Annotated in this window: 13 protein-coding genes; all 13 read left to right on the top strand. The window is 46.1% G+C overall.

From position 1 onward, the window contains the following. Window positions 1-35 precede the first annotated feature (35 nt). The 13 genes from ACDJ58_RS09975 to proS all read left to right on the top strand — a co-directional run bounded on the left by ACDJ58_RS09975 (window position 36) and on the right by proS (window position 12,082). Complete coding sequence (locus ACDJ58_RS09975; RefSeq protein ID WP_413377509.1) at window positions 36-1,445, top strand: DUF342 domain-containing protein; 1,410 nt, start codon at window positions 36-38, stop codon at window positions 1,443-1,445. Window positions 1,446-1,497: 52 nt separating this feature from the next. Further along, a complete protein-coding gene (locus tag ACDJ58_RS09980; protein WP_413377511.1) occupies window positions 1,498-1,812 on the top strand; it encodes a hypothetical protein in 315 nt (104 codons plus the stop codon). A gap of 66 nt (window positions 1,813-1,878) precedes the next feature. Then, window positions 1,879-2,451: a DUF6115 domain-containing protein gene (locus tag ACDJ58_RS09985; RefSeq protein ID WP_413377513.1), complete on the top strand. Its 573-nt coding sequence runs from the start codon at window positions 1,879-1,881 to the stop codon at window positions 2,449-2,451. Between the two features lie 3 nt (window positions 2,452-2,454). Further along, window positions 2,455-3,087 carry a hypothetical protein gene (locus tag ACDJ58_RS09990; RefSeq protein WP_413377515.1) on the top strand — a complete coding sequence of 211 codons (633 nt, stop codon included), beginning with the start codon at window positions 2,455-2,457 and terminating at the stop codon, window positions 3,085-3,087. A 241-nt stretch (window positions 3,088-3,328) separates the two neighbouring features. Beyond that, the gene (gene rpsB, locus ACDJ58_RS09995) at window positions 3,329-4,027 is read left to right on the top strand and encodes a 30S ribosomal protein S2 (RefSeq protein ID WP_413377517.1); all 699 of its coding nucleotides are present in this window, start codon (window positions 3,329-3,331) and stop codon (window positions 4,025-4,027) included. Between the two features lie 115 nt (window positions 4,028-4,142). Next, the gene (tsf, locus tag ACDJ58_RS10000) at window positions 4,143-4,793 is read left to right on the top strand and encodes a translation elongation factor Ts (RefSeq protein WP_413377519.1); all 651 of its coding nucleotides are present in this window, start codon (window positions 4,143-4,145) and stop codon (window positions 4,791-4,793) included. A gap of 229 nt (window positions 4,794-5,022) precedes the next feature. Then, window positions 5,023-5,751, top strand: a complete 729-nt coding sequence (pyrH, locus tag ACDJ58_RS10005) for a UMP kinase (protein ID WP_024630245.1) — start codon at window positions 5,023-5,025, stop codon at window positions 5,749-5,751. Beyond that, a complete protein-coding gene (gene frr / locus ACDJ58_RS10010; protein ID WP_053783820.1) occupies window positions 5,751-6,305 on the top strand; it encodes a ribosome recycling factor in 555 nt (184 codons plus the stop codon). The genes pyrH and frr overlap by 1 nt, the downstream gene beginning before the upstream one ends. Window positions 6,306-6,394: 89 nt before the next feature. Continuing rightward, a complete protein-coding gene (locus ACDJ58_RS10015; protein ID WP_063566384.1) occupies window positions 6,395-7,162 on the top strand; it encodes an isoprenyl transferase in 768 nt (255 codons plus the stop codon). Between the two features lie 16 nt (window positions 7,163-7,178). Next, window positions 7,179-7,973: a phosphatidate cytidylyltransferase gene (locus ACDJ58_RS10020; protein ID WP_163760910.1), complete on the top strand. Its 795-nt coding sequence runs from the start codon at window positions 7,179-7,181 to the stop codon at window positions 7,971-7,973. Window positions 7,974-8,040: 67 nt separating this feature from the next. Next, a complete protein-coding gene (locus ACDJ58_RS10025) occupies window positions 8,041-9,180 on the top strand; it encodes a 1-deoxy-D-xylulose-5-phosphate reductoisomerase (RefSeq protein ID WP_413377522.1) in 1,140 nt (379 codons plus the stop codon). 113 nt (window positions 9,181-9,293) lie between these two features. After that, window positions 9,294-10,565: an RIP metalloprotease RseP gene (gene rseP, locus ACDJ58_RS10030; protein ID WP_063566381.1), complete on the top strand. Its 1,272-nt coding sequence runs from the start codon at window positions 9,294-9,296 to the stop codon at window positions 10,563-10,565. A gap of 62 nt (window positions 10,566-10,627) precedes the next feature. Further along, complete coding sequence (gene proS / locus ACDJ58_RS10035; RefSeq protein ID WP_413377525.1) at window positions 10,628-12,082, top strand: proline--tRNA ligase; 1,455 nt, start codon at window positions 10,628-10,630, stop codon at window positions 12,080-12,082. The last annotated feature ends 141 nt before the right edge of the window (window positions 12,083-12,223 follow it).

Consider the following 12,223-nt stretch of genomic DNA (forward strand, 5'->3'; position numbering starts at 1 on the left):
GGGGAGTGGAAAGTCTAAAAGGGGGAAGAAATGCATTGACACAGCGGACTGTTTTGGAACAGTGTTTGAGCATTGTTTTATCAGATGATAAAAGTACGGCCTACCTTGAATTTTCCAAACAGGAAGAAGGTTTTGCCAGTACACCGGATGAGCTCGAGAAATATATAGCGAGTCAGGGTATTAAGTATGGTGTGCTGCGCGAAGCGTTGCTTGTTTTTGTGAGTCATCCTGAGAGGTATGTGAAGGATCGATACAAGATTGCCGAAGGTATTAAACCAGTACCGGGAACTAATGGCTTTATTAAAGTGCTGGTGGGCATGGACGATTCCAATGAACGGCGCCCTCTGGAGGCAGAGGACGGAAAAGTTGATTACAAAGAAGTGACTCGCTTAAACAATGTTAGAACAGGTCAAATTATTGCCGAACGAATTCCTCCTGTGGATGGCACGGTGGGTAGGGCTGTAACAGGTGAAGAAATACCGTTTCGTCCAGGGAAAGAAGCACGCTTCAAAGTGGGGAAAAATGTTGTCGTTAACCCTGATGGATCTGCGATGTATGCCGCTCTGGATGGATTGGTTACCAAAACAGACGGCAACAAATTGAATGTGTTTCCGGTATACGAGATCAATGGCGATGTGGATTATAACACCGGTAACATCGATTTTGTGGGTACAGTTGTCATTCGCGGCAATGTGCTTACCGGATTTAAAGTAAAAGCGGCGGGCGATATACGTGTCGTCGGAGGTGTCGAGGGAGCGGAGCTGGAAGCAGGTGGCTCTGTCGAAATTACCGGCGGTATTATTGGTTATAACAAAGGGCTTATACAAGCTGGACATAACGTGAAATGTACCTTTATTCAAGAAGGTAACGTCGATGCGGCTGAAAATGTCCTTGTATCTCAAAGTATTATGCATTCCACGATTCGTGCAGGTAATGCAGTAATCTGTGAAGGCACAAAAGGACTTATCGTTGGCGGGTCGATCCAGGCTGGTGAAAACGTCTCAGCACGCGTCGTCGGCAACAGCATGTCTACTGTGACTTCCATTGAAGTAGGCGTATTGCCTAAGCTCCGTAATGAGCTGAATGACTTGCGTAAGGAAGCCAGGGAGCAGATGGATGCTTTGGATAAAACGAAAAAAGCTTTGACATTACTGGATCAGTTAGCTGCTGCAGGCCAGCTGAGCCCGGATAGAATGTCCATGCGAATCAAACTGAGTGCTACACAAAAATCTGCCCTTCGTCTTAGCGAGGAAACAAAAACACGTATCTTTGAAATTGAGAAGGTACTTGAAGATACAAGCAGGGCTCGCGTCGATATTCATAAGATGATTTATGGTGGCTCTAGAATAGTTATCGGCAGATACACCAAATTTATTAAAGATCCGGTGAGTCGAATATCTTTTTATTATCATGATGGGGATATATCGATGGTCCCATTCGTATAAGTACAGCATTCAAGCACATGAAGAAATCCATTCGATACCGTGAGGTGAGCGTATGAGTTTCAAAGCGGTTGAGTTGCAGATTGCCGTACCTAGAACAAGTGAGGCGGGGCGTTATCAGAGTGAAGCTCAGCAGAGACCGGTCATTGACCAGAACCTGCTAGCGGAACAAACGGCCAAAGAAGCAAATGAAGCAAGGCAACGAAGTGAGGCGCTGGATGAAACAGCGCACACAGATGTACGCGATGGTCAATCTAGAAACAAAGAGCAGCAGAGCAGCTCCAACGAAAATGAAACTATTTCAGCGCTGGAAACTGTCAAGCCTGCTGAGCATCCATACAAAGGTAAACATATTGACCTGTCGTTGTAATGGATGATATGTGACTCACATGTAGTCTTGAGCACCGATGGTTGCATTAAAAGGAGAGAACCCAATTTGTCACCATGGATCATTATTGTCATATTAGGAGCCTGCGCAATTGCATATGCGCTTATCATGCCCAAGAAAAACAAAGTGCAGGAGCCTGGGCATCACCTGGTGCAAGAGATGGAATCTACGCTTGAACATTATATGGCTGAGATAGAAAACGATAATGATGCTCTCATTCAGCGTGTTGCTGAGATGAAGGGTGAGGCGACGGCGGCAGATCAACGTATGCAATCGCAGCTTCAGGAATTACAGCGGAGGCTGGATCAACTGGAAGAAAGTAAAACGACTGAAACAGATATACCCTCCAATATAATTCCGCTACATAGCGCAAGCGGATTGCAAGCTCAGGCACTTGTAGACAGTGTGCGAGCAGATTCGGCCCAACAGGTGTCAGAAGCAGAACAGCAGGCCGCTGAACAAGAATCTAAGCCGGCACGTGAATCCATTAAGGACCGATATGCAGAGCTGTTTAATTTATATGCTGAAGGAAAGTCAGTGGATGCCATTGCCAAGCAAACGGGCATACAACGTGGAGAAGTACAGCTAATTTTACAGCTGGCAGAACGGGAGGAGAGCTAACAGATGGACAAGCGCTCCTTATGGATTGGACTTGGAAGTGGCATGATTGTTGGTGCGGTATTGTTGCAGCTTGCAACGGTTGGACAAAACGCATTGTCTGAGAGTAATCTCGACCCGGAGCTGGCTACAGCCGACCTGACAAAGGAACAGTTGGAAGCGGTCGCGAAGAGCATGGATATGAAGCTTGTAGCTTCTGATGATGAGCTGTATACAGAAGCTGAGTGGGTAGGGAAGAAGAAACAAGAAAGCAGTGAACTGCAGGGGAAAACGGCAACAGCACCTGAAGCGGCAGAATCGGCTGTGAAACCGGAGCAACCTGACGATCCAAAGCAACCTGTCACCAATGAAAGCGACAAACAGGACGAAGTCGATCAGCCAAAGACGACCGAACCGTCAACTCCTAACAGTCCCGAAACTGCGGCTACTGTATCGTTCAAAGTACGTTCAGGCAACAGTCTGGCCATTGTGGCGGGGAATTTGGAGAAAGCCGGTATTGTCGATAGCGCGCAAGCTTTTATAAAGGCGGGCAGAGCAGAGCGAATTAATACTAAAATACAAGTCGGCACCTATGACTTGGAAAAAGGCGAAAGTTTCAAATCCATTATTGCCAAGATTACAAAAGAACCGCCAAACTGAGTGCGCTCAGGCAGGGCGGTTTTTTTTGTGTAAATAATGACAAGTTTTGTGTCGCTATGAAGGAACGGAAATTTGCTTTGAAAGACTGTTGCATCAGGCAATCAGTTATGCTATATTAGATAACGGTGTTAAAACACACGCATGTGCTAATTTTGTTGAGGGTGCTTTCCTGATGGAGAGTCTTGGCGAAAAATGATGCCGGCGGAGGACACAATAAAACCATATTAGGAGGTGTGTGAAGATGGCAGTAATCTCCATGAAGCAGCTTCTCGAAGCTGGGGTACACTTCGGTCACCAAACTCGTCGTTGGAACCCAAAAATGGATCGTTATATCTTCACTGAAAGAAACGGAATTTATATCATTGACTTGCAAAAGACAGTGAAAAAAGTCGAAGAGGCTTACAACTTCGTTAAAGGAATCGCAGGAGAGAATGGTAAAATTCTTTTCGTGGGTACTAAGAAACAAGCTCAAGATTCCGTTAAAGAAGAAGCTGAACGCGCTGGTCAATTCTACATTAACCAACGTTGGCTCGGCGGTACCCTGACTAACTTCTCAACTATTCAAAAACGTATTGATCGTTTGAAACAGTTGGAAGCTTGGGAAGAAGACGGTACTTTCGCTGTATTGCCTAAAAAAGAAGTAATCTTGCTTCGCAAAGAGAAAGATCGTCTGGAGAAATTCCTCGGCGGTATTAAAAATATGAAAGGCCTGCCAAGCGCCCTGTTCATCATCGATCCACGCAAAGAGCGTATCGCTGTTGCGGAAGCTCGCAAATTGGGTATCCCAATTGTAGGTATCGTTGATACTAACTGCGATCCGGATGAGATCGATTATGTTATCCCGGGTAACGACGACGCAATCCGCGCCGTTAAGCTGTTGACAGGTAAAATGGCTGATGCCGTTATCGAAGCTAACCAAGGCGAAGAAACTTCCGCTTAATAGATTCGAACATATCTAATAAATTAAATGAAAAGGGTGGTTGGTAGGTGGATAACCTCTCACTGCCCTTTTTTTAGAGTGTACGTACAATTACTTATTTTGGAGGGAATTAATAATGGCAGTTAATGCGAGTGCAGTAAAAGAACTCCGTGAAAAAACGGGCGCAGGTATGCTCGATTGCAAAAAAGCACTGGAAGAAGCAAACGGTGACATCACGAAAGCAGCTGAATTGCTTCGTGAAAAAGGTCTTTCAGCAGCAGCAAGCAAAGCTGGCCGTGCAGCAACTGAAGGCGTTGTAGAATCTTATATCCACGCTGGTGGCCGTATTGGTGTACTGGTAGAAGTTAACTGTGAAACTGACTTCGTTGGTAAAACAGACCAATTCAAAGAGTTCGTTAAGGACATCGCTATGCAAATCGCAGCAGCGAACCCGAAATTTGTTACTCGTGAAGAAGTTTCCACTGAAGAACTGGAAAAAGAGAAAGAAATCTTGAAAGCTCAAGCTCTGAACGAAGGAAAACCAGAAAAAATCGTTGAGAAAATGGTTGAAGGCCGTATCGGTAAGTATTACGAAGAGTTCTGCCTGTTGGAGCAACCTTTTGTTAAAGATCCAGACAAAACGATCTCCCAACTGTTGAACGAAAAAGTTAGCCAAATCGGTGAAAACATCTCCATCCGTCGTTTCGTTCGTTACGAACTGGGTGAAGGTCTTGAGAAAAAAGTAGACAACTTCGTAGAAGAAGTAATGTCCCAAGTAAACAAATAAGACGGTTTTCAAACCGGCAAGCAAGAATGATTTTCGAAGATATAAGAATGATGAAACTTCGAAGCGCTACTCCCTTATATCCTAGGAAAACAATGCCTTACCGGTTGAACGTTTTTCCTAAAAGAGCGGAACACAACTGTGTTCCTTTCTTTTTAAGCAGGAGGCCATGCGCGAGAAGTTTTGTTGGTTGAACGCCGAGGGTGTTCAATTCAAAGTGGAGGGTGAATAATTGGAACAGCCAGTATTTAAACGTGTTGTCTTAAAGGTCAGCGGAGAGTCTCTTTCCGGTCAAAACGGCTACGGTATTGATGCAGAGACGATCTCGTCGATTGCCCAGCAAGTAAAAGAAGTAGTTGAACTAGGTGTACAGGTTGCTATCGTATGTGGCGGCGGAAACATCTGGCGTGGAATTGCCGGTAGCGAAAACGGCATCGACAGAGCGACTGCGGATTATATGGGGATGCTGGCGACGGTTATGAACTCGCTCGCACTGCAAGATGCACTGGAACAGATTGAAGTGCCTACACGCGTACAGACATCGATTGCCATGCAACAAATTGCAGAGCCTTATATTCGTCGTAGAGCTATTCGTCATCTGGAGAAAGGCCGGGTCGTTATTTTTGCAGCAGGTACAGGTAACCCGTTCTTCTCCACCGATACAACAGCAGCACTGCGCGCAGCGGAGATCGAAGCAGAAGTCATCTTGATGGCCAAAAATAAAGTTGATGGTGTATACTCAGCAGATCCGTTTAAAGACAGCACCGCTGTCAAGTTTGATCAGTTGACTTACATGGATATACTTAACAAAGATCTTGGTGTAATGGACTCAACGGCGTCCTCACTTTGTAAGGACAACAACATTCCGTTGATCGTATTTGCCATTACGGAACAAGGTAACATCAAACGTGTTGTTCTTGGTGAACGCATCGGGACAATCGTTAAAGGGAGTGTAGATTAATGCCACAAGCGGTTAAAAAACATGCCGAAGAACGTATGGATAAAGCGATTCAAGCGTTACGACGTGATCTTGCCACTTTGCGTGCAGGTCGTGCAACTCCGGCTCTTCTCGACCGGATTCAAGTGGAGTATTACGGTGCAATGACTCCGCTCAACCAATTGGCTAATATCAGTACACCGGATTCCCGGACACTGATGATCCAGCCGTGGGATAAATCCTCTATGGGGGACATTGAGCGTGCGATTATGAAATCCGATCTTGGCCTTACGCCAGCGAACGACGGAACTATGATTCGTCTGTCCATTCCAGCACTTACGGAAGAACGCAGATCAGAACTGGTGAAGTTGACGAAAAAGTTCGGTGAAGAAGGCAAAGTAGCCATTCGTAATATTCGCCGTGATGCGAATGATGATATTAAAAAAATGGAGAAGTCAGACATTTCCGAGGACGAGTCCCGGAGACATCAAGACGACATCCAAAAATCGACCGACAAGTTTATTGCTGAAGTCGATAAGGTACTCGCTGCCAAAGAAAAAGAAATCATGGAAGTGTAAGACAAGCGCAGCCCCTCCAATACGGTGGGGTTTTGTCTCTTTTTCCAAGCTTCAGGTGAAGAAACTTCAGGGATTTTGGAGGAACAGGAATGATCAAACGGGTTCGGTCGTGGTGGAATGGGGCTGACAAGCAGGAAACGCTGACTATATCCGAGGATAATATCCCGCAGCACGTCGCCATCATTATGGACGGCAATGGACGATGGGCGAAACGTTTGGGTCTCCCACGAATAGCTGGCCACCAGAATGGGATGAAGGCGGTCAAACGTGCGACCATCGCGGCGGATGAACTGGGCATCAAATATCTGACGATGTACGCTTTTTCGACAGAAAACTGGACGCGTCCAAAAGAAGAAGTTGATTTTCTGATGCGGCTTCCGCAGGAATTTTTGGCGATAGAGCTGGATGAGCTTATAGAAAAAAATGTACGCATCCGTATGATGGGCCAGGAGGAGCACTTGCCTTCCCATACCATTAATGCTTTGCGTGAAGCTATTCGTCTTACGGAACATAACACAGGGCTTGTTTTGAATTTTGCAATGAATTACGGAAGTCGTCGCGAAATGACGGACTGTGTCAAACAGATCGCTCTGCAGGTAAAGTCGGGGGAACTATCGGCAGACGACATTACGCCTGAACTCATTGACAGACATATGCTCACTGGGGATATGCCTGATCCGGATTTGCTGATCCGGACGAGCGGAGAGTTGAGATTAAGCAATTTCATGCTTTGGCAGCTTGCTTATAGCGAATTATGGTTTACGGATATATACTGGCCCGAATTTGGCAAAAAGCATTTGCTTGAAGCAGTAGCCGAATATCAGCGCAGAACAAGGCGTTACGGCGGTTTGAAATAGATGGAGGATGAAGCCGTTGAAACAGCGATTAACGACAGGAATCATAGCAGGTGTGTTGTTTTTGGGTTTTTGCATGCTGGGCGGACCCTGGTACCATGGCTTGGTATTGCTTATGGCTCTCATCGGTTATTATGAATTTGTGAAAATGACCGGGGTACAGCCTTTTTCAGGTGTAGCCCTAATCGGTTATGCAGGTATCTTTGCGATTGTGTTTCCTTGGGAAATGGTTTGGGAAGCCAGACCACTAACGTTATTCCAGATCGGATGGCTTGTGATGCTTGTATTAATGACGGCCTCTGTGGTAACTAAAAACAAGATTCCTGTAAACACTGTTGCCATGCTCTTTCTTGGAGTAATGTATATTGGAATCGGTTTTTATTACATCGCAGAATCCAGACATTTGCATCATGGGTTGTTCTGGACGTTTCTGCTTTTGGGCTCCATATGGGCAAGTGATGCAGGTGCCTATTTTGTAGGGAAACTTATCGGGAAGAACAAACTTTGGCCGTCGATCAGTCCTAACAAAACGGTGGAAGGTGCACTGGGTGGTATTGTGATCGCGGTAGTCACTTCTGTTGTTTTTGCACTGGTGTCAGACGGCTTGTTGTCTTGGCAAAGAGCGGTATGGATTGGGATTGCATGCGCGGTTGTAGGACAAATGGGAGATCTGATTCAATCTGCTTACAAACGTGTGTATAACATCAAAGATTCCGGCACTTTGCTCCCGGGGCATGGCGGTATTCTGGATCGATGCGACAGCTGGATTGTCGTTTTTCCATTCGTACATATACTAATGCTTCTGCCCTATTAAAAATGAGCACAAGCCATATGACGAACTATTCGTCATAGGCATTGGATAAATAAAGATGAGGTGCAGCATGAAAAAAATTGCGATTCTCGGGTCAACCGGTTCCATTGGAACTCAGACACTGGATGTAGTCGATATGCATCCCGAACGCTTTCAAGTAGAGGGACTGGCTGCTGGGAGCAATATAGAGCTGCTGATTGAGCAAGCGAAGCGTTATCGACCCAAAAAGGTATCAGTTGGCTCAAAAGAGCTAGCAGAGACCGTGGCACCGCACTTACCTGTCGAAACACAGCTCTTTTATGGCAAAGAAGGACTAGTGGAAGTTGCTGCCGGAACGGATGCAGATACGGTTGTTACTGCTGTAATGGGGAGTGTTGGGCTTGAGTCGACCCTGGCTGCTATTGATGCAGGCAAACAGATCGGGCTGGCTAACAAAGAGACGCTAATTACAGCGGGACACATTGTTACTGCCAGAGCGGCAGCGAAAGGGGTACCGATTCTGCCTGTGGATAGTGAGCACTCGGCTATCTTCCAATGCTTGAATGGAGAACCTCGTGGACGAGTGATGGGAATTACGCTTACGGCCTCTGGAGGATCATTCCGTGATCTGACTCGTGAACAGCTGAAGGAAGTTACCGTAGAAGATGCACTCAAACATCCGAATTGGTCCATGGGATCGAAGATCACGATAGACTCAGCAACGATGGTGAATAAAGGACTGGAAGTTATTGAAGCGCATTGGCTTTTTGGACTAAGTTATGATCAGGTTGATGTATTGCTTCACCCGGAGAGCATCATTCATTCCTACGTGGAGTTCAATGATACTAGCATTATTGCGCAGCTTGGCAATCCGGACATGCGCGTTCCGATTCAGTATGCACTGACCTATCCAGACCGCTTGCCATCACCTGCACAACGTCTATCCCTAGCACAAGCGGGCAAGCTGCATTTTCGTGAGATGGATATGGAACGGTTCCCTTGTTTAAGAATGGCATACGAGTGTGGTAAAATGGGGGGAACCGCAACAACGGCGTTTAATGCAGCCAACGAGGTTGCCGTAGCGCGTTTCTTGCGTAAAGAGATTTCGTTCCTTAAAATAGAGGATATTATTGCTTCTGTGCTGGAAGCACACCGCAATGTGGACGAGCCTGATCTGGAGGAAATCGCAAGATGTGATCAGGAGAGCCGTCAACTTGCGTTCAGTCTGTAATCTCTTTTTTCAAGATAAAATGGAAGAAGTGATTCTCTTGTGCGGCATCAGAGAATAATGATAATCTAAAGGGACAGACTGCGGTTCGTGCCGTGAAGGAGGATGGATAGGGATTGGAAACCATACAAGTGGTATTTCTAACGGTGCTCATGTTCTTTGTCATCGTGACGGTTCATGAATGGGGACATTATTATTTTGCCAAACGCGCCGGTATTCTTGTACGGGAATTTGCGATCGGTTTTGGTCCCAAATTGTTCTCATATAAAAGAAACGAGACCCAGTTCACACTGCGTCTGCTGCCTTTTGGCGGATATGCACGTATGGCTGGGGAAGACCCGGAACTGGTAGAAATACAAGAAGGTCAGACCATTGCAGTAAGGTCGGCTGATGACCAAGTCAAAATGATCTACCTCGATCAATTGGATAATCGCAAAAATGTAATTCGTGGTGAAGTGATCTCCATTGATATGGAGAATGCATTAAAATTGCAACTCGATGTGGATGGCGAAATTCAGCAGTACCGGATACATCCGCAAGCGATGTTGGTAAGTCGTGGAAAACAAACCCAGATTGCACCGAAAGATCGCCAATTTGGCAGTAAAACGGTGGGTCAGCGGGCAATGGCGATTTTTGCCGGACCACTCATGAATTTCATTCTGGCATTTGTTTTGTTTGCAGTCTATGCACAGATGGCTGGGGTTCCAGTTGAGAATCCGAAAAATCTGGAGATTGGTGAAGTGCTTGAAGGTGGAGCTGCCTACCAAGCGAACCTGCAAAAGGGAGATATCATTGAGACGATCAATGGTACTGCTATTGGTACGGATTCGCAAAAAATGGTGACGATGATTGCCGATTCCAAAGACAAACCGATGGAATGGACACTGCGTCGGGGGAATGAAACGTTTAATATAACGATTACACCTCGTGCCGTAGAAGGACAAGAGGGTGGAAAAGTTGGAATTGTACCTACGCTCCCAACCCGATCTGTTGGATTTGTGGAGACCTTTAAGGTTTCGGGAATTGCAATGGTCGATACAACCAGAGTCATCTTTGAAGGCTTCAAACATCTGATCAATCAGTTTAACATGGATGATATTGGAGGTCCTGTTCGTACTTTTGAAGTAACAGGCCAAATTGCGAAGCAGGGGATTGAACAGTTGACGAGATGGGCGGCTATTTTGAGCCTGTACCTGGGTATTTTCAACTTGTTGCCGATTCCTGCACTGGATGGAAGCCGTCTTGTATTCCTCGGAATTGAAGGTCTGCGAGGCAGACCCGTTGACCCCAACCGGGAAGGCATGGTTCATTTTGTCGGATTCGCCATGTTGTTTGTACTGATGCTAGCTGTAACATACAATGATATATTACGATTAATTAACGGATAATTATGGTTTGACTACACTCTGACTATTCAGAGATAGTCGTTATGGGAGGACGCTGGAGTCTTATGTCAAAGGAAAATGATAAACAGTTCGTGACTGAAATTACACCTCAGGGAGAGGATTTCTCACGCTGGTACATTGATGTTATTAAAAAAGCTGATCTCATGGACTATTCACCCGTACGCGGTTGTATTGTTTTCAAACCAGACGGCTTCGAAATCTGGGAGCACATTAAGGATGAGATGGACCGTCGTTTCCGTGAAACGGGTCATCGTAATGCTTACTTCCCGATGTTCATCCCCGAGAGCTTTTTCCAAAAAGAAAAAGAACATGTTGAAGGCTTCAATCCCGAATTGCCTTGGGTAACGGAAGCAGGCGGAGAAAAGCTGGAAGAGCGTCTGGCGATCCGCCCAACCTCGGAAACCATCATTGGTCACATGTACTCCAAGTGGATTCAGTCTTACCGGGATCTCCCGGTATTGATCAACCAGTGGGCTAACGTGGTTCGCTGGGAGAAGAGAACATTGCCTTTCCTTCGCACAACAGAGTTCCTGTGGCAAGAGGGCCATACGGCGCATGAAACAGAAGAAGAAGCACGTGAAGAGACGATGAAAATGCTTGAAATCTACCGCGAAGTTGTGGAAGAATATTTGGCAATTCCCGTTATTACAGGTCAAAAAACAAAATCCGAGAAGTTTGCAGGTGCTGTAGACACCTTCTCCATCGAAGCGATGATGAAAGATGGACGTGCGGTACAAGCCGGAACTTCTCATTATATGGGTACGAATTTTGCAAAAGCATTTGAGATTCAGTATCTTAGCCGCAACAACGTGCTGGAACTGGCTCACACCACTTCATGGGGAACAAGCACACGTCTGATCGGTGCGTTAATCATGGTTCACGGGGATGACCGTGGTCTGGTGCTTCCTCCTAAAGTTGCACCAACACAAGTGGTTATGATTCCAATTGGACCGCCAAAAACGCGTGAGGCCGTTGTAGGTCGTGCGGACGAGTTGTTCGCTGAACTGAAACAAGCGGGAATTCGTGTGAAAATGGATGATCGCAGTGATGTTCGTCCAGGCTGGAAATTCAACGAATATGAGATGCGTGGTGTTCCGATTCGTCTCGAAATTGGTCCGCGTGATATGGAGAACGGTGTATGTGTTCTCGTTTCCCGGATTACTGGAGAGAAGAAAGTTGTTGAACAAGCAAATCTAGTGGAAGAAATCCAGACTATGCTGACTCAAGTGCAAGCTGATATGCTGCAACGTGCTCGCACGTTTATGTCGGACAACTTCTACTCTGTAGATACGCTTGATGAGATGAAGGAATTGATGGAAAACAAACGCGGTTTCACACTGGCTGGATGGTGCGGTTCAGATGCTTGCGAAGATAAAGTAAGAGAAGTAACAGGTGCAACAAGCCGGAACATTCCGTTCCAGCCTGCGGAAGAAAAGCATACGTGTCTGGCTTGTGGTGAAGAAGCGAAACACACGGTAGTGTTTGCAAGAGCGTACTAAGTCAGAAAGACTTGACTAACGGCACTTATTCACCGTAAGAGTAAGGAATGGAGAGCTTCTGTCGGATAAAATGAGTCGGTGCGGGTTCGGATCGGGGACATTTTTGAATGCAGAGGCTTTTCCTGTTTTAAGGGGGTACAA

The organism is Paenibacillus taichungensis (genome assembly GCF_047302525.1).
GTDB classification, from domain to species: Bacteria; Bacillota; Bacilli; order Paenibacillales; family Paenibacillaceae; genus Paenibacillus; species Paenibacillus taichungensis_B.

Bases quoted from the DNA above. Each gene is read 5' to 3' on its own strand.
- ACDJ58_RS09980 (WP_413377511.1), top strand. From the start codon at position 1,498: ATGAGTTTCAAAGCGGTTGAGTTGCAGATTGCCGTACCTAGAACAAGT.
- ACDJ58_RS09990 (WP_413377515.1), top strand. From the start codon at position 2,455: ATGGACAAGCGCTCCTTATGGATTGGACTTGGAAGTGGCATGATTGTT.
- rpsB (WP_413377517.1), top strand. From the start codon at position 3,329: ATGGCAGTAATCTCCATGAAGCAGCTTCTCGAAGCTGGGGTACACTTC.
- tsf (WP_413377519.1), top strand. From the start codon at position 4,143: ATGGCAGTTAATGCGAGTGCAGTAAAAGAACTCCGTGAAAAAACGGGC.
- frr (WP_053783820.1), top strand. From the start codon at position 5,751: ATGCCACAAGCGGTTAAAAAACATGCCGAAGAACGTATGGATAAAGCG.
- ACDJ58_RS10015 (WP_063566384.1), top strand. From the start codon at position 6,395: ATGATCAAACGGGTTCGGTCGTGGTGGAATGGGGCTGACAAGCAGGAA.
- ACDJ58_RS10025 (WP_413377522.1), top strand. From the start codon at position 8,041: ATGAAAAAAATTGCGATTCTCGGGTCAACCGGTTCCATTGGAACTCAG.
- proS (WP_413377525.1), top strand. From the start codon at position 10,628: ATGTCAAAGGAAAATGATAAACAGTTCGTGACTGAAATTACACCTCAG.